At 37.5% G+C, this 26,717-nt stretch carries 22 protein-coding genes; 5 read left to right on the forward strand and 17 right to left on the reverse strand.

The annotated features are described in order from the left end of the window. Positions 1–40: 40 nt before the first annotated feature. From qoxA to LPC09_RS24810, 4 genes are all read right to left on the reverse strand, one after another. Positions 41–967: a cytochrome aa3 quinol oxidase subunit II gene (gene qoxA / locus LPC09_RS24795; protein ID WP_098795176.1), complete on the reverse strand. Its 927-nt coding sequence runs from the start codon at positions 965–967 to the stop codon at positions 41–43. A gap of 480 nt (positions 968–1,447) precedes the next feature. After that, complete coding sequence (locus tag LPC09_RS24800) at positions 1,448–1,906, reverse strand: SRPBCC family protein (protein ID WP_098795177.1); 459 nt, start codon at positions 1,904–1,906, stop codon at positions 1,448–1,450. Positions 1,907–1,931: 25 nt separating this feature from the next. Further along, on the reverse strand, positions 1,932–2,327 hold the full coding sequence (locus tag LPC09_RS24805) for a VOC family protein (protein WP_231308675.1): 396 nt from the start codon (positions 2,325–2,327) through the stop codon (positions 1,932–1,934). Between the two features lie 4 nt (positions 2,328–2,331). Continuing rightward, positions 2,332–4,509: a DNA topoisomerase III gene (locus LPC09_RS24810; RefSeq protein ID WP_231308676.1), complete on the reverse strand. Its 2,178-nt coding sequence runs from the start codon at positions 4,507–4,509 to the stop codon at positions 2,332–2,334. 215 nt (positions 4,510–4,724) lie between these two features. On the opposite strand from LPC09_RS24810, the gene LPC09_RS24815 reads away from it, so the two are divergent. Continuing rightward, positions 4,725–4,991 carry a GlsB/YeaQ/YmgE family stress response membrane protein gene (locus LPC09_RS24815; RefSeq protein ID WP_098795179.1) on the forward strand — a complete coding sequence of 89 codons (267 nt, stop codon included), beginning with the start codon at positions 4,725–4,727 and terminating at the stop codon, positions 4,989–4,991. A gap of 60 nt (positions 4,992–5,051) precedes the next feature. Here the strand turns inward: LPC09_RS24815 and LPC09_RS24820 are convergent, their stop codons facing one another. From LPC09_RS24820 to LPC09_RS24845, 6 genes are all read right to left on the reverse strand, one after another. After that, positions 5,052–5,882 carry an STAS domain-containing protein gene (locus LPC09_RS24820; RefSeq protein ID WP_098795180.1) on the reverse strand — a complete coding sequence of 277 codons (831 nt, stop codon included), beginning with the start codon at positions 5,880–5,882 and terminating at the stop codon, positions 5,052–5,054. A 33-nt stretch (positions 5,883–5,915) separates the two neighbouring features. Further along, complete coding sequence (locus tag LPC09_RS24825) at positions 5,916–6,548, reverse strand: response regulator transcription factor (RefSeq protein ID WP_098795181.1); 633 nt, start codon at positions 6,546–6,548, stop codon at positions 5,916–5,918. Further along, the gene (locus tag LPC09_RS24830; protein WP_098795182.1) at positions 6,541–7,584 is read right to left on the reverse strand and encodes a sensor histidine kinase; all 1,044 of its coding nucleotides are present in this window, start codon (positions 7,582–7,584) and stop codon (positions 6,541–6,543) included. Before LPC09_RS24830 ends, LPC09_RS24825 begins: the two co-directional genes overlap by 8 nt. Beyond that, positions 7,581–8,330, reverse strand: a complete 750-nt coding sequence (liaF, locus tag LPC09_RS24835) for a cell wall-active antibiotics response protein LiaF (protein ID WP_231308677.1) — start codon at positions 8,328–8,330, stop codon at positions 7,581–7,583. The genes LPC09_RS24830 and liaF overlap by 4 nt, the downstream gene beginning before the upstream one ends. Before the next feature lie 108 nt (positions 8,331–8,438). Continuing rightward, positions 8,439–9,086: a PspA/IM30 family protein gene (locus tag LPC09_RS24840; protein WP_098795184.1), complete on the reverse strand. Its 648-nt coding sequence runs from the start codon at positions 9,084–9,086 to the stop codon at positions 8,439–8,441. A 93-nt stretch (positions 9,087–9,179) separates the two neighbouring features. Continuing rightward, on the reverse strand, positions 9,180–9,530 hold the full coding sequence (locus tag LPC09_RS24845; RefSeq protein ID WP_231308678.1) for a lmo0954 family membrane protein: 351 nt from the start codon (positions 9,528–9,530) through the stop codon (positions 9,180–9,182). A 284-nt stretch (positions 9,531–9,814) separates the two neighbouring features. Here LPC09_RS24845 and LPC09_RS24850 point away from each other — a divergent pair, with 284 nt between their 5' ends. Then, entirely contained in the window at positions 9,815–11,353 is a 1,539-nt protein-coding gene (locus tag LPC09_RS24850; RefSeq protein WP_231308679.1) for an FAD-dependent oxidoreductase, read from the forward strand. Between the two features lie 436 nt (positions 11,354–11,789). Here the strand turns inward: LPC09_RS24850 and LPC09_RS24855 are convergent, their stop codons facing one another. Then, a complete protein-coding gene (locus tag LPC09_RS24855) occupies positions 11,790–12,917 on the reverse strand; it encodes a Delta(10) desaturase DesB (RefSeq protein WP_098795186.1) in 1,128 nt (375 codons plus the stop codon). 194 nt (positions 12,918–13,111) lie between these two features. Between LPC09_RS24855 and LPC09_RS24860 the strand changes: the two genes are divergently transcribed. After that, positions 13,112–13,261, forward strand: a complete 150-nt coding sequence (locus tag LPC09_RS24860) for a hypothetical protein (RefSeq protein WP_176550950.1) — start codon at positions 13,112–13,114, stop codon at positions 13,259–13,261. A gap of 52 nt (positions 13,262–13,313) precedes the next feature. Here the strand turns inward: LPC09_RS24860 and cobA are convergent, their stop codons facing one another. The 6 genes from cobA to nirB (LPC09_RS24890) form a co-directional block, all read right to left on the reverse strand. Then, on the reverse strand, positions 13,314–14,738 hold the full coding sequence (gene cobA, locus LPC09_RS24865) for a uroporphyrinogen-III C-methyltransferase (protein WP_231309809.1): 1,425 nt from the start codon (positions 14,736–14,738) through the stop codon (positions 13,314–13,316). 144 nt (positions 14,739–14,882) lie between these two features. Further along, positions 14,883–15,212 carry a nitrite reductase small subunit NirD gene (gene nirD, locus LPC09_RS24870; RefSeq protein ID WP_098795188.1) on the reverse strand — a complete coding sequence of 110 codons (330 nt, stop codon included), beginning with the start codon at positions 15,210–15,212 and terminating at the stop codon, positions 14,883–14,885. Positions 15,213–15,245: 33 nt separating this feature from the next. Continuing rightward, positions 15,246–17,654 (reverse strand): nitrite reductase large subunit NirB, encoded by a 2,409-nt coding sequence (gene nirB / locus LPC09_RS24875; RefSeq protein WP_098795189.1) that lies wholly within the window; start codon positions 17,652–17,654, stop codon positions 15,246–15,248. 344 nt (positions 17,655–17,998) lie between these two features. Continuing rightward, on the reverse strand, positions 17,999–18,745 hold the full coding sequence (locus tag LPC09_RS24880; protein ID WP_098795190.1) for a PAS domain S-box protein: 747 nt from the start codon (positions 18,743–18,745) through the stop codon (positions 17,999–18,001). 375 nt (positions 18,746–19,120) lie between these two features. Further along, positions 19,121–21,256, reverse strand: coding sequence for an assimilatory nitrate reductase catalytic subunit NasC (nasC, locus tag LPC09_RS24885; protein WP_098795191.1), 2,136 nt, complete (start codon positions 21,254–21,256; stop codon positions 19,121–19,123). A gap of 35 nt (positions 21,257–21,291) precedes the next feature. Continuing rightward, positions 21,292–23,637 (reverse strand): nitrite reductase large subunit NirB, encoded by a 2,346-nt coding sequence (gene nirB, locus LPC09_RS24890; RefSeq protein ID WP_231308680.1) that lies wholly within the window; start codon positions 23,635–23,637, stop codon positions 21,292–21,294. Between the two features lie 284 nt (positions 23,638–23,921). Here nirB (LPC09_RS24890) and LPC09_RS24895 point away from each other — a divergent pair, with 284 nt between their 5' ends. Both LPC09_RS24895 and LPC09_RS24900 read left to right on the forward strand, forming a co-directional pair. Next, positions 23,922–25,127 (forward strand): NarK family nitrate/nitrite MFS transporter, encoded by a 1,206-nt coding sequence (locus LPC09_RS24895; protein ID WP_231308681.1) that lies wholly within the window; start codon positions 23,922–23,924, stop codon positions 25,125–25,127. Between the two features lie 123 nt (positions 25,128–25,250). Further along, a complete protein-coding gene (locus LPC09_RS24900; RefSeq protein ID WP_231308682.1) occupies positions 25,251–26,717 on the forward strand; it encodes a spore germination protein in 1,467 nt (488 codons plus the stop codon).

A 26,717-nucleotide genomic window follows, 5' to 3' on the forward strand; every position in this document is an offset into this window, starting at 1 on the left:
GGAAGTGAATTTATTTTAAAGATCCGATATCTTTTAAAGATTAATGATTACTGTGTTCTGAATGGTCCTCTTCGTGTGAGTCAGTTTTAGTTGTTTCTGCTTCATGTCCTTCATGTTCAGACTCTGAACCTTCTTCACTGTGATGACCGTGATTTGGTGGAGCAAACTCTAAATGAGTTCCCGTATATGTTAATTGACCAAGATGACCTGGCTCTAATAACTCTTCAAATTCTGTTTCAGTAAGTGGTTCAGCTGTTTCTTTTACTTCGTCCACCCACTCATCAAATTCAGTTTGAGACATAGCTGTTACGTTAAACGTGTTATCAGCAAATCCTTCACCACTAAAGTTTGAGTTTCTTCCTAAAAATTCACCAGCATGATCTGCTGCAAGATGAAGTGTTGTAATGTGATCATTCATTGCATACTTTTGTCCACCAAGCTGTGGAATCCAGAAACTTGTAATTGGTCCATGTGAATATAATTTAAATTCAAGCGGACGATCTGTTGGTACATATAAATAGTTCACCGTTTCAATATTTTCTTCTGGATAACTAAAATGCCATTTCCAGTTAGAAGATGACGCATAAACAACTAAAGGCTCTTTATCTTCATATCCTTCAGGCTGTGCTTCAACAATATAGTTACTTTGCACTGACACAAAAGAAAGATAAGCAACAATAATAATTGGTACCCCTACACAAATTGCTTCAACCCATACATTTCCATGAATGTGTGGCGGCTCATAATCATCAGGCATGTTAGAAGCACGATATTTCACTAACATATAAGCTAATAGTCCAAGAACAACAAGAACGATAAACAACATAATTCCCATAGATAATAAGATGTCACTTGCTAGTCTTTCTGCCTGTGGCCCTTTAGGATCTAAAACCAGTAACGGCTCACATCCTGATAACAATGCGGCAATGGAAACCATAACTGTGAACAAAGTCCATTTTAATTTCATATAAGTACTCCTTTCTTTCCTTCACATAAGCTTCTTCTTTCTATACCTACATCATCAGGGTTAGATACCCCGACAACACTTTGTGAAAACATGCACAAGATCAGTGTGAAAGATCACACAAGATCGTTAATCACATCATATCAGACGTTCACTGATAAGTTTATTGGTAAATTCATGTGTCATATATCGTTCAACTATTAGTCACTTTTTCGTAATATATTGATCATAAATTGTTCACTTTTATGGAAAAATTTCTACTTACATGGGATGGTGTGCTTGTAATGGTGGGGGATGGGAAATGAATTGTTTTTAATATCCTGGTTATAGATTCTGTCTCTGGTTGATCCAGTAGATGACACATCAAATTTTTGCCCCGCCCAACAGGACTCTTCCTAACATAGAAAAAGGCCGCAAACAGCGGCCCTTCTTTTTGGGATTCCTATTACAAATTCCGACAAACTTCGGGAAGTGACAGGCACCTCATCCAACTCTCTCTTCAGCAACTTTTTTTATATACCGATTCCTCGTTATCAAAAACTCCCTCATGTACTGCTCCAAAAACAGTCGGTCCGCGATTTTTCCTATGAATCCAAATGGAGAGGTGTAGTCGAATGTGTCGAGCATGAGTGTGCCGTTTGGTTTTTCGATGAATTCGTGGACGTGGTAGAAGCGTTTGAAGGCTCCTTTTTCCATTTCGTCGACGAATCGGTTTGGGAAATCAAATTCCGTAATCCGAACAGTTAGGTTTTGTTTGATTCCAAAGTGGACGGCTTCCCATGTGACCGTTTCGTTTAACTCGATTAAGCCACTTGTTACACCACCAATCGCACGTTCATTTGTTTGACTTGTGGATTGGGTATGAATATCAATATCTCGCGCAACATCAAAGCAAATGTCACGAGGGGCATAAATAAACATATCTGTCTTTATGATTGGCACGTTATATCTTCCTTATCTTAAAATCTTAGTAACTTTTCACCTGCAGCAGGTCAAAACGGTTTCCATAGAGATCTTCAAACACAACCTCTGTTCCCCATGGCATTTCTTGGGGTTCACCTAAAAAGCGCACCCCTTTTTCTTTCATTATATGATATTCACGCAAACAGTCATCTGTTTCAATCACCAAAAATACATGATCCGCAGCTTGTGAACCTACACGTGCCTTTTTCTCATCATTATCGGCTTCTACAAATACAATTGCCGTTCCGCATTCTCGAGAAGGAGCAACTGTTACCCAGCGCATGCCTTCTCCAAATGAGTTGTCAGTAAGCAAAACAAACCCGAGCTTATTAATATAATAATCAATGGCTTCATCATAATCTGAAACAAGGATTGTGAGATGTCCAATTTTGCGACTCATTTTGCTACTCCTTTAAATTAAGCTTTGCTAAAGCATCTGCCAAAGCATTATTTGAAAAGTTATCATCTTGCTTTTTCATATAATTAGCAACTTCGCGTTTTGAAACTTTGCTGTTTTGGTTCTTTTTCCGTCTTTCTTGGAATGTAGACATTTTTTCACGGTGTCCGCATTTACAAGCAAACATTTGACCTTCACCCTGTCCGCGCAGTTCAAGCTTTTTGTGACAGTTTGGACAGCGTGCGTTCGTTACCTTTGATATGCCTTTTTTGTGGCCACATTCGCGGTCCTGACAAACAAGCATTTTACCTTTTTTACCGTTCACTTCTAGCATGAGCTTGCCACAGTCCGGACATTTGCTTCCTGTTAAGTTATCATGCTTAAAGGTTTGTTTGCTGTTTTTAATTTCAGTTACAACCTCTTTTGCGTATTTCTTCATCTCATCTAAGAAAGCCTGTTTTGGTAAGCTTCCTTTTGAAATTTTAGTCAGCTTTTGTTCCCATTCAGCTGTTAACACAGGTGATTTTAGATCTTCAGGAACAAGGTTCAGCAATTGCTTTCCTTTTGACGTTATGAAAAGATCTTTGCCTTTTTTCTCTATTAAAAAGCTGCTATATAGTTTTTCAATAATATCCGCTCTCGTTGCAACTGTACCGAGTCCACCTGTTTCACCGATTGTTTGAATAAGATCCTTGCTTTCTCCTGCCATATATTTCGTAGGGTTTTCCATAGCTGAAAGAAGTGTCGCCTCATTAAATCGAGCAGGTGGCTTTGTTTCGCCAGTAGTTTTTGATACTGACTGAATCTTTAGTGTGGCCCCTTCAGATAGTGCCGGTAATGTTTGGTCATCTTCACTGTCTTCATCAACAAAATCTGTATAAACTTCCTTCCAGCCTGCAGATACTACACGTTTACCTTTTGCAGTAAAAAGCTCTTCACCTATTTTGGCAGTTACAACTGTTTGTTCATATTGATAAGCAGGAAGTAAAACGGCTAAAAATCGTTGAATAACTAAATCATAGATTTTGCGTTCTTTATCGGATAAAGCACTTAGTGGTACTGATTCTTCTGTTGGGATAATCGCATGGTGATCTGATACCTTTTGGTCATCAACAAAAGATTTATTCGCTTTGATTGGTTTACTTAAAATTTTGCCGATGATAGAAGCATATGGCTTCATTCTGCAAGCTTCTAGTCGATCCTTTAAAGTTGGAACGATATCACTAGTTATATAGCGAGAATCTGTTCGTGGATATGTTAGCACTTTATGCTGCTCATAAAGCTTTTGCATAATCGAAAGAGTTTCTTTTGCTGAGTAGCCAAAGCGTTTATTTGCATCACGTTGAAGTTCAGTTAAGTCGTAAAGAGCTGGTGAGTATGATTTTTTCGGTGTTGTTTTGACGTTTACTACCTTCGCGTCTTTTCCTTTTAACCCAGCGAGCTTTCCATCAATTGCTGCTTCGTTAAACGTTTTTGTATCTTTTGTTTTTTCGTCCTGCCAAGCAAATCTTAAGCTATTTTCTGCTACAGCTTTGATTCCGTAGTATTTTTTAGGCTTGAAGCTGCGAATTTCTTCCTCGCGCCCGGCAATCATCGCTAATGTTGGTGTTTGCACACGCCCTGAAGATAGCTGAGCATTGTATTTTGTTGTTAAAGCACGTGTTGCGTTTAAGCCAACAATCCAGTCTGCCTCTGCTCTAGCAACGGCAGAAGCATATAAGTTTTCATATTCTTTCCCATTCTTTAGCTTACGAAAGCCTTCTTTTATTGCTTTATCAGTCACAGATGAAATCCAAAGTCTTTTAATCGGCTTATTAACGCGGGCTTTTTCTAAAATCCAGCGGGCAACAAGCTCACCCTCACGTCCAGCATCAGTTGCAATGATGATGTCACGAACATCTTTACGTAATAATTGGGTTTTTACAGACTGAAATTGCTTGCCTGTTTTTTTAATCACAACTAGCTTTAATGGAGCCGGAAGCATTGGTAAATCTTCCAAGCGCCATGATTTATATTGATCACCATAGCTTTCTGGATCAGCTAATGTAACAAGATGACCCAATGCCCAAGTAACGATATATTGATCTCCCTCAAGAAAACCATTACCTTTTTTATGACAATTTAACACTCTAGCTAAATCTCTTCCAACAGAAGGCTTTTCAGCTAGAACGACTGTTTTACTCATAGAAACATCCTTTCACAACTTACATTCTGCTTCTATTATAGATGTTATTGTTTCGTAAATCTAATTTGTTTGCTGAGGCGGAGGGACAGGCACCTTGTCCCAGACTGGGACGAGGTGCCTGTCCCTCCTGGAAGAAATTAATGCGTTTATAATAATGGACAAGGGGGAATATAAATTCCAAGACGGGGGATACAAAACTAAAGGAGGAGAGAAGAATGGGTTTTATTTGGGCTTTAATTATAGGCGGAGTTATCGGCTGGTTAGCTGGATTAATTGCAGGACGTGATCTTCCAGGAGGAATCTTTGGTAACATTATCGCAGGATTTATTGGAGCTTGGTTAGGCTCTCTTCTATTTGGTCAGTGGGGGCCAGAAATGGGTGGATTCTATATTGTCCCAGCTTTAATTGGTTCGATTATTCTTGTGTTCGTTGTAAGCTTTGTAATGAGAAAAATGCGAGGCGGACACCGAACAGCTTCATAACAACATATAGTAAGTTTAAAAGCCCTATCTCAAAACAGATAGGGCTTTTAAACACTTATCTTAAATTTGTCCTAATGCATTTGCTAATGAGGCGGTTGTGTTAATTTCTTCAAAATCAAGGCCAAGTTGTATGGCTGTTTGAGCAATTTCAGGGCGAATACCTGATAATGTTGATCTAACACCTAAAAGCTTTAATGCCTTGATTAAGTGGAAAATTTCATGAGCAACCATTGTATCAATGATGGCAACACCAGACAGGTCAATACATAAATGTTCTACTTCAAGATTTGCACATTGTGTTAATGTGTTTTCTAAAATTAATTTTGCTCTGGCTGTATCAATATCACCAATAAGTGGAAGAAGGGCTGTTTTATTTTGCAGAAGAATGACTGGTGAACTTAATTCATTAATCATTTCCTTTTGTGCCGCAATTTGTTTCATTGTGTTCTTATGGGCTGCATCAATGTAAATATAAACGGATAGATTGATGACTTTTTTAACTACATCTAACCATGAAAATAATTGATCAACAGAAACTGTATCAATATTCTCTTTATAAAAGCTTTTGATATATTTAAGATAAACATCCTGTGTTCTTAAAAATTCCCTTACAACATAATGAACAGGTGTGTCTAAATGCTTTTGATCCTGGGCTAGTTCCTCTGACCATGCTCTAAATTCACTTACAAACTTTCCTTCTTCTTCTATGAAAAGTCTATGTAGGTGGATAAGGTAATCCTGATTTTGTTCTTTTAATGTTTGAATGATTGCTTGATCTTCCGTTGAATAGACTGAGTTTGGGTCATTGTCGTCAACCATATTATACCAGTCTTCTGACATTTGCCATGAGTTCTTAACTAGGTAGTGATATAATTCTTCATTTCTATGCATCTTCTTATGTCTCTCCCTAATCTGTTGTCTGATTTATTTTACAAGTGAATGCTTAAAGGCATAAATAACAGCCTGTGTTCGATCTTGAACATCCAGCTTACTTAAGATGTTGCTAACATGGGTTTTGGCTGTTTTTAAGGCAATAAACAATTCATCTGCAATTTCTTGATTGGTTTTTCCTTGTGCCATCAGCAATAAAATTTCCATTTCCCTTGAAGTGAGTTGATCATGGAGGTGTGTTGTTTCTCGTTGTCTCATCTTCATCATCATTTTACCTGTGACCTCAGGCTCTAAAATCGATTGACCGTGAAACGTGGCGCGGACAGCATTGGCGATCTCACTTGCTTTTGACGTTTTTAGCAAATAGCTTGTTGCCCCCGCTTCCAGTGCCGGATATACCTTCTCATCATCTAGGAAGCTTGTCACAATGATAATTTTAGCCTCAGGCCAGGCATCGACGATTCTCTTTGTTGCCTCAATTCCGTCCATTTCCTTCATAACCAAATCCATTAAAATGACATCCGGGCGAAGGTCAAGACATAGCTCTACACCTTTTTTTCCGTTATCTGCTTCACCAATTACCTCAATGTCAGGCTGGGCAGATAAATAGGATGAAACACCGATTCGTACCATTTCATGATCATCAACAAATACTACTTTAATCATTGTTTTCACTCTCTCCTGCTAGGACAGGAACCTTAACCTCTAACCGTGTCCCTTTATTTTTCAGGCTGACAATTTTCATTGAACCACCTATTTCAACAGCACGCTCATGCATGTTTTGTAAACCGTATGAACCTGTTTTACCTTCTTCAAGCTCAAACCCAATGCCATCATCTGTCACACGCATGATCACAAAGGAATCGCGTTCTATCAACAACACGTCCAAACTTGTTGCCTTTGCATGACGAAGTGTATTGGAAACAGACTCTTGAAGAATACGAAATAAATGGTCCTCTACACCTTTGTCTAATGGGATCGGTTCTACTTTCCATTTTATATTCATTGTCACCTTTTGCATTAGTTCTACCAAAAGCTCTTGAATTCCTTCTTGAAGGGATTTACCTTTTAATGCCGCTGGTCGTAAATGTAATAGCAACGCTCTCATTTCAAGCTGTGATTGGTGAATCGTTGCCTCAATTAGCCTTAACTGTTTCGACTCACCATCATCCCATTCTTCTCTACTCTCGGTAATAGCTGACATCATCATTGATGCTGCAAAAAGCTGTTGACTGACAGAATCATGAAGCTCACGAGCCAATCGATTTCTTTCCTGTGAAACTAATTCTTGTATTCTCTTTTCTTGGTCTTCTGCTTTTTCTGTTGCTAGCTTTTGCGAGAGCTTTGTTTGTTCCTGAATTTGCTTCTGAATCTTTTCAACCTTCTTTTGAATATCTTGTACTTCTGGCAAACAAGGTTGTTCAGTAGAGATCGTCCGTCCCTTATCAAGCTCCTGAATTGTTTGTTCAATTGTACTGAGCTGTTTTTTCCAATAAAGACCGGAAAACAAACCAAAGAGTACACCTGCTACTATACTTATGCTTGGCACAATATAAATAAAAGGTAAATCCATGATTTTTTGATTCCATAGTTCACTCCATTTATGAAGGGGAAATGCCATAAAAAACATGAGGGAAAGAAGAATGAATAGAATAAGTGAAAAAAATGCACCTAACAAAACTTGCCGCTGTATCATATTCATATTCTTTTCACCTCAAGCTTTCCTGAAATAGCTGAAGTGATCAATTTCACCCTTTGTTCACCTTGTCTGTACTGCGGTGTTTCATAAACAAGAGTTTCATTCACAACCTTTTGCTTAAAATCTTGAAAAACACTCACATCACCAATCATAACAGAATGGTTAATATGAACCTCCACTTCATATGGAACAAGAATTTGAACATTTCCTACTAAACTGCGTATCGAAATAATCGCTTCCTCATTTGGTAAGACCGTATCACTTAAATCAATGACTGTGTTCCCAACACCCACCTGAATATTGATATCATTCCATTCATATGCAATATCCGGTGATTTTTGATTCGTAAAGAACTTATTTTCAAAGATTTTTTTCTGATGGGTCACTGGTTCGTTTGCCGGTTCATTTTTTTCTGATTCGCCCGAAGGCTCCTTCACACTTGGTTTTATTCGTTTAGGCTCCTTCTGTGTTTGGAAAAATTGAACAACAGCATAAATGAGCAGCACACAAATAAAATAACGAAATGTCATCATATTCAGCACGGTAATAACAAGCCAAATCCAACCAATCCAATAGAGGCTCTTGCCTATAAACCGCGGTCGCCATCGACGCCCTAAAAAAATGCATCCAATTGATAACAAAAATGTAACGATTAAACCACCATTAAAAAATAATATTTCTAAAAGAAGGAGGAGAATTCCTATTAGAATAATCCAATTTACATAATCAGAATTCATATTTCTTAACACGCGGTTTCCTCCTCCCTATTAATATAGTAACAAACTTTTATGTCAGCCGCGTTTCATATGAAAGAAGGCGCAAGTTTGACCTACGCCTTTTAAGAATACCATGAAGATTTACGAGATTGTATTTGTTTGTTCAGTTTTTAATTGTTTTTCTAATTGTGCAATACGAGCATCAATTGTATTGCGGTGATAAGCTTTTGTTACCTGCTGCTCGAGGCGATCTAGATAGCTTTCCATTTCTTCAAATCTTGCAAATGCTTTTGTTGAAAAACTGCCAGAATCAGATACTTTGCTAATACGGTGGTGAGCACGGGCAACATTTTCTCTTCCCATTAACTCCATACGTTTAATCTGCATATCTTTTAATTTATGTTTCATTTCCTCATACTTTTGCTCAAGCTCTTCAAGCTGCTGTGCTGTTTGCTTACGAGATGCATCTAAACGCTCTCTTCTTTCTTCATAATGAGCATACTCTTTTAAAGCAAATTCATAAAGTTCAGCCTCTCCAGCCTTTGAGGCAATTTCAGCTTGATGCTTACGTTTTTCTGCTAGATGTGTTGCTTCATTGTACTCGCGGTTAAACTCTTCTTTTAACAAATACTGACGTTCAACTAACTTACGAACCTTTTCTGTTTCCTGCTCACATTGTCTTAAGTAGTGGTTTAAAATTGAGATTGGATTTTTTTGTTCCTTTTGATCTAATGCCTCATGTAAATCTGCTGAAATTGTATCCGCTAATCTTGTGAAAATATTTGCCATTATAAATCTCTCCTTTAATGTTTTACATTTTTTTATTAAACTTGTGAGGAGTTTTTACTCTAGCCTCCTCAGTCAAGGTGGGAAAAACGTTTATTAATAGTTACCTTTTAAATCGTTCCATTCTTTTTCAAAATTTGTAAATGGATCTGAATCTTCTTTAATGGATTTTTCAGATGATTTGTTCCAGTTTTTATAAACAACGTAAATCACATATGCAGCAACAAATCCTAAAATCGCTGGCAGGTTTGATGCTGAAGCGAATAACGCAATCACACCAACAATCGCTAACACCACTTTGTTAAATTTAGATTCCGTCTTGATAAAGCCTTTGTACGAGTAGTACAGAATTAGCAGACTTAACCCTAAAGCAATCATAGGTGCTAAATTTGATAGCAGTATTGCCACAGCCACCCCACCTAAAAGTAAAAGCCCAAACTTTTTCATCTTTTGTTTCCTCCTTTTTTAGTAGAAAAGCTCGTTGACTTTTCTCTTTACCAACCAACACAAGTTGTTTGGCTTCGTTATGTTGTGTTTAACTTGTGTTCGTTTCTATGTCTTTATCTTACCTACATTCCAGAGTTCTCAAAACGAGCCTCAGCTTTATTTTCATCTACGGCTAGAGGCTTAGTAAGGGTACGTCTCATAGATTTTTCATAAGTGAATACATGTTTTAACCTTAATTGGAAAAAATTAATAAGAATGATGTTTAGCCTATAGGAGGTATTTGAATGACAGAAGAATTCCCACAAGGAAAGATGCCTTATGAACCTGAGCCATTTTGGAGAGAATCAGCTCAACTAAAATCGTTTCCTCCTTTAAAAATTGATACAGAAGTTGATGTAGCAATCGTTGGAGGCGGGATTACCGGGATTACAACTGCTTACTTATTATCAAAGCAAGGATTGAAAGTAGCTATTTTAGAAGCTAGTGAAATTCTAAATGGAACAACCGGTCATACTACGGCAAAAGTAACAGCTCAGCACGGCCTCATATATGATGAACTGATTCAGCATATGGGTGAAGAAAATGCTAAGCTGTATTACCAAGCCAATATAGATGCCCTTGAATTTGTTCGACAAACAACAAATGAACTTGGGATTGATTGTGATTTAACTGAAGAAGATGCCTATATCTATGCGATAAGTGACCATTATGAAAAGAAAATAAACAAAGAACTTGAAGCCTATCAAAGACTTGGTATACATAGTGAGTATGTTAAAAACATTCCTTTTCCAATCGATATCAAAGGCTCTATTGTGATGAAATCTCAGGGACAATATCATCCTTTGAAATTTTTAACAGTACTTGTTGATGAAATCGTGAAATCAGGTGGAGAAATCTACGAACAAACAACTGCAATCGATATTGACGAAACAACATCTAAACCAACCATTATTACAAGGGAAAATCGCCGTGTTGCCTGCAAATATGCCATTGCCTGCTCACACTTTCCATTTTTTGATGGAAAAGGATTTTACTTTTCACGTCTACATGCAGAGCGTTCTTACATTCTTGGAGTTCGTGCGAAAATGGATTTCCCTGGTGGAATGTACTACAGCGCCGATTCTCCAACAAGATCATTGCGCTATACACCGATGAATGGTGAAAAACTTATATTAGTTAGTGGTGATGGTCATAAAACTGGGCAAGGCATGTCAACCTACAAGCACTATAAAGCTCTTGAGGAATTCAGTGAAGAAGTGCTTGGGATTGAAGAAATTAAATATCGCTGGTCTGCCCAAGATTTATATACTCTAGATAAAGTTCCATACGTCGGATCGATTACATCCAGCAAACCAAATATCTTAGTGGCAACTGGTTACCGAAAATGGGGAATGACAAACGGAATTGCAGCAGCAAAGATTCTTACTGATCTTGTTTTAGAAAGAGAAAATCCGTATCAAGATTTATATAGCCCATCCCGTTTTTACGCTGATCCTAGTATTAAGAAATTTCTCAAGCAAAACCTTGATGTTGCAGGTCATTTAATTGAAGGAAAAATCGATATTGCCGACAAAAGCATTCAAGATATCGGAAACGATGAAGGCTCTGTTGTTGTTGTGAACGGCAAACGAGCTGGCTGCTATAAAGATAACGAAGGAAATGTGAATCTTGTTGATACAACCTGTACGCATATGGGCTGTGAAGTAGAATGGAACAGCGGTGACCGTACTTGGGACTGCCCTTGTCATGGTTCGAGATTTTCGGTTACTGGTGATGTTGTTGAGGGACCAGCGAAGAAGCCGTTGAAGAAGGTTGATATGTAGAGGGTTTTTAAAAATAACGTTGAAAAGGGCTGCTGTGGGCAGCCCTTTTGTTATGTGTTTGTCATTTTGGTTAATCAGCCAGAGGTTTCCCTGCAACAATTGACCAACTTGCAAAAAATCTGGTGATGGTTGCAAGTTTGTTGGCTTGAGTTGCAAGAATAACCGCAGAACTTGCAGAATCATTTGAATGAGTTGCAAAGATATTTAAGATCTTATAAAATTGGCAACTTTAAGTGATGTTGAATTTGACTGCTTTGGATATAGACATAGCGATGAAGGACAGTTCTCCGGGTGAACCGGTCTGTTTTGTCGTTTATCCACCTTATGAAAGACATTCCTCTCGGCGAACCGCCCGCTTTTGTCGTTCATACGCCTTATGAAAGACATTCCTCCATTTAACACGATCACTTTTGTCCTGCATTACAGCCAGAATCAGTCAAACCCTCTTATCCCCCTTCATCACTCTACCCAATTCCACTTTCTTTTTCTTCATAATCCTCACAACTGGATCCTTTGCACTTAGCTTTCGATAGGTGATGTTTGAGATGTCTAGTCCATGTCCCAGTGTTGCATAAACATGACCTTGTTTTGGGTCGATTAGTTGATTGCCTTCAAAGTAAACTCGTGGCGTTTTCCACAGAGCTACTAAAGCTTTTCCAAAAGGCATTTCATGATAGCGGTCAGGCCACATAGTTTTGATATGTTCCTTTACTAATGGATAATATTTAGAGCTCATGCCTGGAAAAAGATGATGCTCTGTATGGTAAGAAAAATTAAAATGTAGCACATCGACCCATTTAGGGACAGTTACTGTTAAGCTATTTGCTAATGGATCGTTTACCTCTGTTATTGGATTTAAACGGTGATTTGTTGAGATATAGCCCATAACAATGGCATTTGCAATTAGTAACGGCAACAAAAACGCAAAAAACCACTTAACTGGTCCCATAATAAAAAGTAATGAAAACCAGAAAACCCATGGCAATATAAGCTGCATCCATACGGAGCGCTTTTGCTTTGGTTTAAATTCCTTTATGTAGGCAACAAACATTTTTGCAGAATGAAGGGAAAACATAACCGTTAAAGATGCAAAACTGGCAAAAGCCCGTACACCATGTGGCAGGCGGTATATCCAACGTAAAAATTTTGTTTTTGATAAACGCTCTAGTGTTGGCCAAGAATCAGGGTCATGTTCTTCATGTTGGGTATGAACATGGTGTGTTAGGTTATGCCACTTTCTCCACAGTTTTGGTCCAGTGCTTAGCGGCCAAAAGGCAATTGCCCCCAGTAAGTCACGAAGCCAAGGCTTTCTTACTACAGTTCCATGGAGAATTTCATGTCCAAGAAACCCCATTGCGGCAAAGCTTGCTCCAAGCACAAGGGCAATCCCCAAATAGAGAAACGGGTGTAATTGAAATAAGCCAATTGTGAGAAAGCCCGCTATAACAATTAATAAATATGCTAGACCTCCCCAAAGGCGTCCAGGCACAGGCTTAAAGGCCTTTTTCGGTAATTTTGGTGCAATACGTGCTGCATACCATGCAAAAGAATGTAGCTTATCCATTTTCCTACTCCCTCCAGAATCAGTAATATCTACTAATAGTTTGTACAATTTTTGATGATTTAGGAGTGAAATTTGGAAATTTTCTCTATATGAATGTGTATATTTTTAACAATTAAAAAATACCCTTCATTCAACATGTTAATTTTCATAATGGTTAAGATAAAAATAACAATATGATGAAGGAGATGATTAGCATGGATCAAAGAAATAATGAAAGAAACAATGAAAATTCATACAAGGGAAAAGTATACAAAAGAAAATCAGAAGCTTTTTCAGAGTATAATATTAACCTCCCTGAACAACCCCTTCCTCAACCTAAGGATTATGAAGAAATTGAATATTAAAAACTAACAAGGCTGAATGCATAACGTTCTCCTTTATGCATTCAGCCTTGTTTTAGATTAGAGATAACTCCATATTTAATTTTGCTGGAAGTTCATGAGACAAGACTGCGTCTAATGCTTCATCATTTTCACAAATAATTTCTAAGGATTGTTCATCTTCTTGAGAGAACATGTTTTCATGAAATTCTCCATTTATCCATGTTTCAACCGCATCTCCTGAAGTAAACACAATCGATGTAAGGTCAGCATCTTCAACAGATCGTTTTATAATTGAATCGTATCTTCGATCAATATAGGATTGATAAATACTTAGATAGTCATATTTTTTATAGGTTAAATCTAAATTCAGCTTTCTCTTAGCAGTTATTTCAGGGCCAACAATCAGAAGATTTTCTTGATCAGCCATCTCCAAGCTAGGGTATAATCCCATTAATTCTAACTCTTTTAAAGCTGTTTCATTTTGACAACAAAGTTCTGCTGAAATCTGGCGGATATCAACTCTATGCCTTTTCAACTGATTGAAAAAGGCAGTAACCGCTTGGGAAGATAAAAATAATATCGCCTTATATGAGGATAGTTTCTCCAATAATTCAATCTCTACTTCGTTTTCCTTTACCGTCCATTTAGGACATTCAATTACATCTGCACCCTGATTTCTTAAGTGCTGAGCATTACTTTCTTCTCCGGCACTTCCTCGAACATATAAAATTTGTTGACCAAATAAAGGCTGATTTTCAAACCATTTAACTTTATCTCTTGTTTCTACAATATCGCCAACTAATGTAATGGCTGGGTTTTGAATGTTTTCTTCTCTAACTTTTTCAACAATAGTAGAAAGAGTGCCTACTACACTTTGCTGTCTGCTCCATGTTCCCCACCTAATAATGATAACTGGTGTATCAGGTGATTTACCGTGAAGCACAAGGTTTTCGCAAATATGCTCCAGGTTTGAAATACCCATATAAAAGGCAATTGTTTGAACACCTCTTGCTAAGCCTTCCCAGTCAATATTTGGTTTACCTTCTTTTGATTTATCATGGGCAGTAACAACAGCGAATGATCCTGCATAATCTCGATGTGTTACCGGAATACCAGCATATAGAGGAGCAGCAATACCAGAAGTAATGCCGGGAACGATTTCATATGGCACATTTTGCTCTGCCAAAGCTTGAGCCTCCTCACCTACTCTGCCAAAAACACTCGGGTCTCCACCTTTTAATCGAACAACAGTAAAGCCAGCTAATGCTTTTTCCACTAAAGTTGCATTGATTTCGTGTTGTCTCATAAAATGACGAGTAGGCAGTTTCCCACAATAGATTAGTTCACAGGTAGGTGGTGCATATTCAAGCAGCCTTGGATTTACAAGTCGATCATAAAGAATAACATCTGCCTTCTTGATCGCTTCCATTCCTTTTACAGTGATTAATTCCTGATCTCCAGGACCCGCTCCGACTAGATACACCTTTCCAATGCTCATCCCCACCGTTACTCCCCCTACCTTTTCTATAATTTTAAAGTAAGGGTTCTATCACATTTAACCTTACTTGTTTCACGAAAAATCCATTGTTAATTTATCCAACTACTATACTTTAGATTTTCACAATAAGCTAGAGCGTCTTTATTAAACTAACAGAAAAACTTCTCCATCATCAATGATTGTTTCATAAGTTTTCACACAACCAAAATCTGGTTCTTGCACAACACCATCTTCAAGACAAATTTTCCAGTCATGCATTGGACAAAATACGTGCTCTCCGCTGACAATTCCTTCACTTAACACGCCGCCTTTGTGTGGGCATTTATTTTCTATTGCCTTTATTTTTCCATTCGATAGCTTAAAAACAGCAACCTCTTTATCTTCCTCCAATTTGACCGTTTTACCAACTCGCTCTGGTAGTTCCAGAAATGCTCCTACATACACCTTCGTTTTGGTTAGTTCTTTCATGTCCATGCCCTCCATGACAAAATATTCTGTATTTTCACCTTATAAAGAGACTGTTTCAAATAACTCTTTCTTTGTTTTCTGATCTTCAATAATTTCTTTCCAAGGATCTTTATAAACAGATAAAGTTTCATCCATGCGAGCATTTAACTCAGCACGCTTCTTTTTATCATCTAAAACAGATTGGACATGATCTAAGCCAACGCGTTCGATCCAAGCAGAAGTACGTTCTAAATAGTTTGCTGTTTCACGGTAATATTGTAGATAAGCACCTGTAATCTCCATTGCTTCATCATCTGTTTTTACTTTATAAAGCAAATCTCCACCTCGTACGTGAGTACCACCGTTACCACCAACATAAATTTCCCAGCCCCCATCAATTCCGATAAAGCCGATATCTTTAAAGCCTGATTCTGCACAGCTCCTTGGGCAAGCAGACACAGCCATTTTCACTTTATGAGGTGTTTGCAAACCTTCAAACTTCTTTTCTAAACGAATGCCTAATCCCATCGAGTCTTGTGTTCCAAAGCGGCAGAATGTTTCTCCAACACATGTTTTTACGGTACGTAGTGATTTTCCGTAAGCATAACCAGAGTTCATATCAAGGTCTTGCCATACTTTCGGAAGATCATCCTTTTTAACTCCAAATAAGTCAATACGTTGACCACCTGTTACTTTTACTAATGGAATCTCATATTTTTCAACAACATCGGCTATACGACGTAACTCACCTGCATTTGTGACACCACCGTACATTCTTGGAACAACAGAGTATGTGCCGTCTTTTTGAATATTTGCATGCATCCGTTCATTAACAAAGCGTGATTCTCTTTCATCCTCATAGCCGGTTGGGTTAACCATTGCTAAATAGTAGTTAAGAGCTGGGCGGCATTTTGAACAGCCTTCAGATTCCCATTCAAGAACATTCATTACTTCTTTAATATGTGTTAAGCCTTTTGCCTTAATTTCCTCTACCACTTCATCTCTTGATAATGTTGTACAGCCACAGATTGCTTCTTTTTGGGCAGCTGCATCAAAATCAGAGCCAAGTGTATATTGTAAAACATCCGCTACCAATGGTTTACAGCCTCCACATGAACGAGATGCACTCGTACAGCCTTTAATCGCATCAACGGATGTACAACCCTTTTCCTGGATTGCTTGAACAATCGCACCCTTTGAAACTCCATTACAACCACAAATGATTTCATCATCCGGCATAGAAGCAACTAAGCTTTCTCCAGCTTCTTCACCAATTGGTTGTAAAATACTGATTTTTTCTGTGTCGGAAATGTCTGCTCCTTTTTTAATCATCGAGAACAGGCGACTGCCTTCTTTACTATCTCCAAATAGTACAGCACCAACGATTTTATTGCCTCTTAACACGATTTTTTTGTAGATCCCATCTTGTTCATCAAAAACTTTTAATGACTTTTTGTCATCACCTTCCATAAAGTCACCAGCCGAGAACACTTCGACTCCAGAAACCTTTAATTGTGTTGATAGAACAGATCCTTTATATCCATCTGTTTGTTCACCACAAATATGTTTTGCCAGTACTTTTCCTTGCTCATATAAAGGAGCGACAAGACCGTATGGAATGCCATTATGTTCAGCACATTCACCAACGGCGTATACGTTAGGAAGATTCGTTTGTAAAAAGTCATTTACAACGATTCCTCGATTGACTTCAAGTCCACTTTCACCAGCGAGGGCAATATTTGGTTTGATTCCAACAGCCATAACAACTAAATCTGCTTCTAATTCACTTCCATCTTTAAACCTTAAGCCTTCTACTCGTTCATCTCCATAGATTTCAGCTGTTGATGCTTCTAGTAAAAATTTCATCCCTTGTTTTTCTAATTCTTGCTGAAGCATCTTACCGGCAGTTTGATCTAGTTGGCGCTCCATTAATGTTGGAGAAATATGAATGACAGTTACATCCATTCCAAGATTTAATAAACCACGAGCTGCTTCTAAACCTAATAATCCTCCACCGATAACGGCTGCTTTTTTATATTTTTCAGATGCTTCAAGCATAATGTCTGTATCTTTAATATCACGGAAGGCGGTCACACCTTCTTTGTCAGCTCCAGGTAGAGGTAGAATAAACGGAACAGATCCTGTTGCAATAATAAGTTCGTCGTATGGGACAACTCGTTCTTTATCTGAGTAGACGACTTTCATTTCTGAGTCAATTTTTGTAACAGATTCACCTGTATAGAGAGTGATATTGTTTTCTTCATACCATTCCCAGTCATTTAGCGTGATATCTTTTACTTCTGTATCTCCTTGTAAAACCTTTGATAATAGAATTCTATTATAGTTTGGGTGTGGTTCTGTTCCAAAAATTGTGATGTCAAATGAATCTTGGGATAATTTTAGAATTTCCTCGATTGCTCTTACTCCGGCCATTCCATTTCCTATTAGTACAAGCTTCTTTTTGTTCACTCGATTTTCCTCCCCTTGGAAAGTTTCCTCAACTATATCACGGCTAAATGATACATTTAACATACATGTTAGGTTTTCTAACGTTGTTTTGTTAAGAATAGGCACAAAGCCATTATTAAGAAAAGAAAATCAATCGTTTCAAATTAGGACTTCATAATTTCACAAAATCATAGAACAAGGAAACATACCTCCAGAATAAAAAAACACACCTTTTCCAATTGATTAAGACCATTAAGCACTATGGCTTCCCAATCAAAGAAAACGTGTGAACTTCAACAACATTAGTGAAAATGTTTTAGCCGATATTTATTGTTCGAACATTTTAGTAACAAGACCTAGAGGATTTAATTTAGTGAACATATAGCTTCCTGAACAGTCGAAAATGAGCTTATTCCTGCTATATTGATATCTAATTCAATCGCAATGACCGCCAAGTCAGGACGCATACCTGAAATGATACATTTCACCCCTAACATGGACATCACATTGGTAATTTTAAAGAGTATATCAGCAACAAGATGATCTAACTTATAGATTCCTGAGAAATCAATAATGATACACTCTACATTGCTCTCCTTTACTTTAATTGGGACATGATCAATTAAATAGGTTGCTCTACTTTCATCAAATGACCCAACCAAAGGGAGAACTACAACACCTTTGAATAGAGGAACAAGGGTAGTTGCTAATGCGTTTATTTCTCTTATTGTCTCTATATTTCTCTTCTCAACTTCTCTTTTTTCAGTAATATCTTTTATTACGCTTTGAATCGCTTTTGTTTCTCCGATTTTTAAAGGATGACAATACAATTCTACTTCTACTATTGTGCCATCCATTCTATAGACAAGCTCTTCAATTACTTCTGCGGGCCTGTCATAAGCAGAGCTGATTCTTTTTTTAATTGCTTGTTTAGAAGATTCCTGAAAAATATCTAATGGATCGGCCCCTATCACATCTTCCTGACTACATTTAAAAAAAGTGGCAGCGGCCTGATTAATATAAATTATTTTATGATTGCAGTGAATGATGATTGGATCATGTAAATATTCTAAAACTTCTTGATAATTTATTTTTGAAATATCTTCACTCATCTCTATGTTACACCCCCTACGATATCACTGTGCAGAGGATTATGTATAAACCTCATTGTACTACTGTATCATGAATAAAGTTACTATTAAGCCTAAATCAAAAATTATCTTTATTTATTTTCATAGGGTGAGTTAATTTCATAATAATAACTCTTAAATCAAAAAACGAACATTTTTCTTCATCCTGAACTTGTTAATAAACAATACACGGATAAAAATACTAATAAAGGTAAAACTCATACGTTTTTTGGTAACAAATGATACATTATGAAATTGATTCAGGGTATATACATTTTGAACTTTTTTAATTTAAAACAGTAAATATAATTTTGTATTAATCATAAAAAAAACCGACTGTTGTCGGTTTCTTGGCAATTAGTTAATCGGCTTAATATTCACTGCACTAACCTTGAACCCAGGCATTTTACAGGTTGGGTCAAGGTCTTCCCCGACTAGCATGTTGACGTTTTGGTCTTCTGCCCAGTGAAACGGGACAAATACGGTGTCTGGTCGGATGGTATCAGAGATTTTACTTCTGACTTTAATAGTCCCCCTTCTAGATGAGACGGAAACAAGGGTGTTTTGTTCAATGTTGTATTTCTTCGCTGTTTCAGGATGGATCTCCAAGTATGATTCAAAGTTTCTTGCTGCAAGTGCAGCACTTTTCCTCGTTTGGACTCCTGTTAAATAGTGTGACATGATACGGCCAGTTGTTAAGTAGAGAGGAAATTCCTCACAAGGCTTTTCTTTTGGTAATGCTGAAATATTAGACACAGGAACCATCCTTGCTTTACCATCAGCATGTGCAAATGTTTCTTCAAATAGCCTGTCAGTTCCGCTGTGCTCTAAATCCGGACATGGCCAGAGGATGCCTTGTTCTTTCCGAATTCTATCATAGGTAATTCCGTAATAGTCGGCTGCTCCTCCTCGGCTTGCTTCTCTTAATTCATTAAAGATATCCTCTGCTTTTTGAAACGGAAAATATTTCTCTTTTCCTAGCACCTTTGCAATCTCGCAGATAATTTGCCAATCATTCTTTGCCTCACCTGGACATGGACGGCTTGCTTCTCTTAACGTTACACGTCCTTCAAGATTTGTCATTGTGCCCTCATCTTCTAGATAAGATGAGGCAGGGAGAATTAAATCCGCAAGTTGGGCAGTTTCTGATATAAACATATCAACAGCTACTAAGAACTTTAACTTCTTTAATGCTGCTTTTACAAAGTTTGCATTTGGATTAGAAACAACAGGGTTAGAACAGACGAGTAGCATACCTGTGATATCACCATGATCTATTTTTTGAAACATTTCATATGCTGATACTCCCTTGCCAGGCAGTTCATCCTTATTGATTCCCCATACTTTGGCTACATGTTCCCTATGCTCATCATTTTCAATTAAACGATAACCAGGAAGCTGATCTGCTTTTTGTCCATGCTCACGCGCACCCTGTCCATTTCCCTGACCCGTAATCGCTCCATATCCAGAGAATGGCTTTCCGATTTTTCCTGTTGCAAGTAAAAAATTCAATATATTGCGGACGGCCGCTGTTCCATCGATTTGCTGTTCAACTCCTCTAGCTGTAAAAAGCATCCCAGACTCTTCTTCAGCAAACTTTATCGCAGCTGTTTTTATTTGATCTACCGGAACTCCTGTTATCTCAGCAATTTCGTCTAGAGATAATGAATCCACATAGCTTCGCACTTCCTCAAACCCTGTTGCTCGTTCTTTGACAAATGCTTCATCGATCAGACCTTCATCAATGATAACCTTTAATAATCCATTAGCTAGTGCCGCATCCATTCCCGGTTTGACCTTAAGATGCAAATCAGCAAGTTGTGTTGTTGGTGTTTCTCTTGGGTCTATCGCAATAATATAAGCCCCATTTTCTTTTGCTTTTTCAAAATAAGGCATAATTGTTGGCTGACATTCTGCAATATTTGTACCCGCTAATATAATCACTCGAGTAAACGGCACTTCTTTTAATGAGTTGGTAAGACCGCGATCTAAGCCAAATGTTTGATTGGCTGCAGTAGCTGCTGCTGACATACAAAGACGTCCATTGTAATCAATATATGGAGTTTTTAGTGCTACCCTTGCAAATTTCCCGAGTAGATAGGCTTCTTCATTTGTGATCGATGCACTGCCATAGATTGATAAAGCCTCATGTCCATCTACAGCCTGTATTTCCTCAAACTGTTTTTTTATATGTTGAAGGGCTTCATCCCATGTGATTCTAACAAATTCTCCATCTACTTTTAGTAATGGATGCAAAATTCGATCTTGATGGAACGGGTGCTGGTGGGCATTCATTCCTTTAATACATAATCTTCCTTGTGAGGTTGGGTTATCTTTCCCTATTGTTTTATACGTTTTTCTTGAGACGATCGACTGCTCAATCAACTGCATTTTACATTGCATACTGCAAAATGGACATTGAGTATCATACACTTTTTCCGTTTGGACCTCTTGTTGCTTTGTCCTGAAATACTTTAATAATAAATCGGTCAAGGCACATCCATCCTTTTTTCAATTAATCTTTAAAACTAGTTAATTCTTTCTACATTTATCATCATTTCAGCTTGAAGCCTCTCTACTAGCTGATTACAAAGAGTTTCTTCAAATAACACTTCTCTTATATGAATGATTCCAACACGATTGATCCACTCGCTTATGTTTTCTAAATAATTGGCTGTTTCCCGATAATATTGGACAAACCCACAGATTAATCTTTTAGCTTCATCATGATCACTTGCGATGCTAAATAACTCACCTTGCTGTAGTTGTGGAGAACAGCTTCCTCCAACATACATTTCCCAGCCTCTTTCAACTCCAACTAAGTGAATATCATTTGTTCTCATTTCCAAATCATGATGCTTGCATGGAGACACACTTAACTTAATCTCATGTGGTGTTAAGATAAATTCCATTTCCTTTTCTAGTTGAATGGAGAGTTGTAAAGATGCTTCTGTATGGCACTTACAATTTCCCCCACTGTAGTAGGTGTTCACATGATGGATTGTATGAATGTTCACTGGACGTAAACGTATTCCCAAGTCTGTACATACAGCTCCGATATCTTCTTGCATAATTCCTTTTAGTTGGAATCGTTGTTCAGTTGTTAGACCAACGTCTGTTATTTGATATTTCTCCATAACAGCTGCAATGTTTCGTAATTGCTTCGCTGATACTTTTCCTCCATACGTTTGTGGGATAATGGAATAAGTTCCATCACTCATATGCTGAGCTTTTACGTTATCATTTAAATAGAAGAATTGATTTTTTTCTGCACGATCTGGGTAAATCATCGCTAAATAATATTGTATAGCCGGCACACAGCCCGCACACCCTTCTAAAGACAGCCAATTTAGCTGGGTAAAAACATCTTGTAATGAAGAGAGATTTTTTTGTTGAATTTGTAAAACCAGTTCATCTTCTGTAAGTTTTGTACAAGTACATAACGATTTTCTTTCAAACAGTTCATCACATTCGTCACTTTGAATGTAATCTAGCAAATCAGACAAGAGTAGTTTACAGCCACCACATGAACTGGATGCTTTTGTACATTGTTTTACTTCCTGAATGGTTGTTAATTGATTTTGCTGAACAGCTTCAATAATTGTTCCTTTTGTTACTCCATTGCAGTTACAGATCATTTCACTTTGTTTCATGAATTTGATGCTAGAAGAATCTTTATCTGCTGCTTGCAGGAGCTGTTTCTTCTCTTCATCACTTACATGCTTTCTTTTTACAATCAGATCGAGAAGCTTTGACTGGTTTTTTGTTTCTCCATATAATACAGCTCCAACGATAATATCACCGCGAAGAATGATTTTTTTATAAACAGAATCTATTTCATTTAACATAGTTAACGATCTAGTTGAGGAATCTTCCGTAAAATCCCCCACAGAAAAAAGCTCCACCCCGGGCACCTTTAAGCTTGTTGATAAAACAGATCCCTCATATCCTTGAGGGTTTAACTGACAAAGGTGTTTTGCTAAAACTTGCCCCTGTTCATAAAGCGGTTTTACTAAACCATAGACAATCCCCTTATGCTCCACACATTCACCAACTGCGTAAATATCACTAACACTTGTTTCCATCAAATCATTCACAACAATTCCCCGGTTTGTTGAGATCCCACTTTTCTCAGCTAAAACAGTATTAGGGATCACACCTACAGACATCACAACTAAATCAGCATCTACAGAAGTACCATCGGTAAATGTTAATTGGTTCACTCGTTTATCTCCTATTATTTGTTCGGTTACTTTTCCTAAAAGAAACTCAATTCCTTGTCGCTCTAGCTGATGCTGAAGCATTTTTGAAGAAACCGAATCAAGCTGACGCTGCATGAGGTACTCTGTATTGTGAACAACCTTTACATTAAGCCCTAGATTTACCAAGCCTCTTGCCGCCTCTAGACCTAATACTCCTCCACCAATTACGACTGCATTTTTATAGTGTTTTGCGGTCTCTAAAATATTTTTACAGTCCTCTATCGTACGAAATGTCACGACTCCCTCTTTTTCAACCCCTGGTATCGGAAGTACAAAAGGTGACGATCCGGTGGCTACTATTAATTTGTCATAAGATAAGGCATGATTTTTATCCGTAACAACTACCTTTTTTTCCGTATTAATTTCTGTTGCTGTTTCTCCGGAAAACAAGGTAATATCATTTTCTTCATACCATTTAGCATCATTAATCGTGATATCTTGAAATCCTGCTTCTCCCTGTAGAACAGAAGATAATAAAATTCGATTATAGTTAGGGTGGGGTTCACTGCCAATAATGGAGATGTTATATAGCTCTGGATTATGCTTTAAAATTTCTTCAACACAGCGAACTCCCGCCATTCCGTTACCGATTACCACCAAATTCCGCTTCATGTTCACCCTCCAGCATTTATTCTCTGACTTTTAACATAAAATCATTATTTCATATATTAGTTAAAATCTAACTATTTACGTTAGATATCCTCACACAAATTCTGCGTTTCTACTATATGGACTTTTGGTGCTAGAAAGTAATATGTTAAATAAATATTTTTATGTCATATTTGTTTACAAGTATCTTTCCTACTTCTTTTTTGCCAAATATAATAGCACCATGCAATAAGTCAGAAAATTTTAATAAGTACAAAAAACCAAGGGAATTTGAAAGGAGATTTCACATGAAATTATCGGATTTAAAAACTAGTGGTCACCCGAAAACACTTTTTTCCTCGTTTCTGTATTTTGATGTTAGCTTTATGATTTGGGTTATGCTTGGTGCACTTGGGGTATTTATTACACAAGATTTCGGTCTTTCTCCATCTCAAAAAGGATTGATTGTGGCAATTCCAATTCTTGCAGGTTCATTTTTCCGGATTGTTTTAGGAATTTTAACAGATCGGTTTGGTCCAAAGAAGACCGCTACTTTAGGAATGTCAATCACAGCTATTCCATTGCTTTGGGGGTTACTTGCCGGAAATACATTGCCAGAACTATTTATGATTGGGATATTGTTGGGGGTAGCAGGAGCCAGCTTTGCCGTTGCCTTACCAATGGCTAGTAGATGGTATCCTCCACATCTCCAAGGCTTGGCAATGGGAATTGCAGGTGCCGGTAACAGTGGTACATTGTTCGCTACTTTATTTGGTCCTCGTTTAGCAGAACAATTCGGTTGGCATGTGACAATGGGGTTTGCACTCATTCCGCTTTTTATTACTTTCATCATTTTTATGATTTTAGCGAAGGATGCTCCTTCACAACCAGCTCCTCAGCCTTTAGCTAATTACTTTAAAGTATTTGCTCATAAAGACACATGGTTTTTCTGCATTTTGTACAGCGTTACATTCGGTGGGTTTGTAGGATTATCTAGCTTTCTCAGTATGTTTTTCGTTGATGAATACAAATTAACGTCCGTTCAAGCTGGTGATTTCGTTACTTTATGTGTTGCTGCAGGTAGCTTTTTCCGTCCTGTTGGTGGATTTATTTCAGATAAAATCGGCGGAGTAAAGGTGTTATCCCTCCTTTTCATCGGTGTTGCTGTTTGTATGCTGGGCGTTAGTCAATTACCTCCTTTATTTGCCATCACAGCCTTACTTTTTGTAGGAATGATGTGCTTAGGTATGGGAAATGGGGCCGTATTCCAACTAGTTCCACAACGTTTTCAAAAAGAAATTGGCATGATCACAGGAATCGTTGGAGCTGCCGGAGGAATTGGAGGCTTTTTCCTACCTAATATTTTAGGAACATTGAAGGAAGTAACAGGTTCTTATGCTTCTGGGTTTATCACTTTCTCGATTATTGCCTTAGTTGCATTTTCCGTTTTATTATTTGCGAGTTACTCTTGGAAGAAAACGTGGAATGTGAAAGGTAGTGCAGTAAAAATTTAATATAACAACAACGTAAACCCTGGTTATTCGACCAGGGTTTTTTATTCTCTCCTTTTTTTGGATAAAAAGAGATTCTTTGATCAAACTATCCTATATAACCATTCTATTAAAAGAGGGTTTTATATGGATCTTATTAATAAAAGTGTTCACGCTTCTTTACAAGATAATATTTCTACAATTAAAGAGCTATTTGGCAATAGTTCTGATTTAATGATCAGAGAATTTTATAAGAGGGTTGCCATTATATATATTGATGGAATTGTTGATGACGAGAGAGTTGACGAACAGATTGTGACTCCTATTTCGACATTTTTACCTTCTTACGATCATACCTCTTCCCAGCTTATTGAGTTATTTTTGAATAGGATTATCAAAACAAACCAAGTCAATAAAACCAAGGATTTTCAAACCTTAGCTTCAAACCTTGTTGGCGGAAACACTATTATCTTATTTGACGATCTTGGAGAAGTCCTTTATGCCAATACAACAAAAATGCCCGGGAGAAGTCTAACACCCCCTAGTAATCAAAGAACACAATCAGGACCAAACATAAGCTTTAATGAGTCGCTTACATCCAACATCTCTTTGATTCGGTACTATTTAAGAAATCCTGAGTTAAGAGTGGATAATAATCCACTTGAAGGACAAACCAAAACTAGAGTATCACTACTATACATCGAAGGAAAAGTTGATAAAGACCTTTTAAGTTATATATACGAAAGATTAAATGAGGTGAAGCTTGATCTTATTTTGGACACGAATTACATTGTTGAAATCATTACATCAGAATCAAAGTCTCAATTTCCTTTAACATTTGCAACTGATCGACCTGATGTGATTGCAGCAGAACTTATGGGGGGAAAAATCGTCATCTTAGTGGATGGAACAGCTTTTGCTGTCGCTCTTCCAACTGTTTTTGTGCAACTATTTCAATCACCTGATGATTATTTTGTTATGCATAAAGGATTGCAAACGAGAAGAATAGCAAGAATTTTCTTTTTCTTTCTTTCAACTTTACTACCAGCATTTTATATTGCCTTTACAATTTATCATCCAGGACTTGTACCAACACAGTTATTAGTTGGGATATTGGCTCAAAGGGAATTTGTCCCTTTTTCTACAGTTATTGAGGTATTAATTTTTTATTGGCTCATTTTAATTATCACCGAGAGCTCGTTAAGACTTCCTCAGAGTGTGGTGTTAACAGTCACGATCTTTGCATCCATTGCACTTGGGCAACAAGCTGTAGAAGCACAGTTAGTACAACCTACAACATTGGTTGTTTTAGGTGCAACTTATGTTATGTCAAGTGTTGTACCAATTTACACTCTAAATGCTGTTTCTAGAATGCTTACTTTCCGATTTATTTTTCTGTCTGCATTTCTGGGATTGTTCGGAATTATGGTTGGCCTTATTGCATTGTTAATTCATTTATGTTCATTGCGGTCATTCGGAGTTCCCTATTTATCACCAATGGCACCTTTTAACATCCAAGATCAAAAGGATGCCATTGTCCGAAAACCGATTCAAGATATAACATCGAATAAAAAATTATTTACAAAAGAAGAGCCAATGAAAAAACGAGATTAG

The organism is Metabacillus sp. B2-18 (genome assembly GCF_021117275.1).
Classification (GTDB): domain Bacteria; phylum Bacillota; class Bacilli; order Bacillales; family Bacillaceae; genus Metabacillus.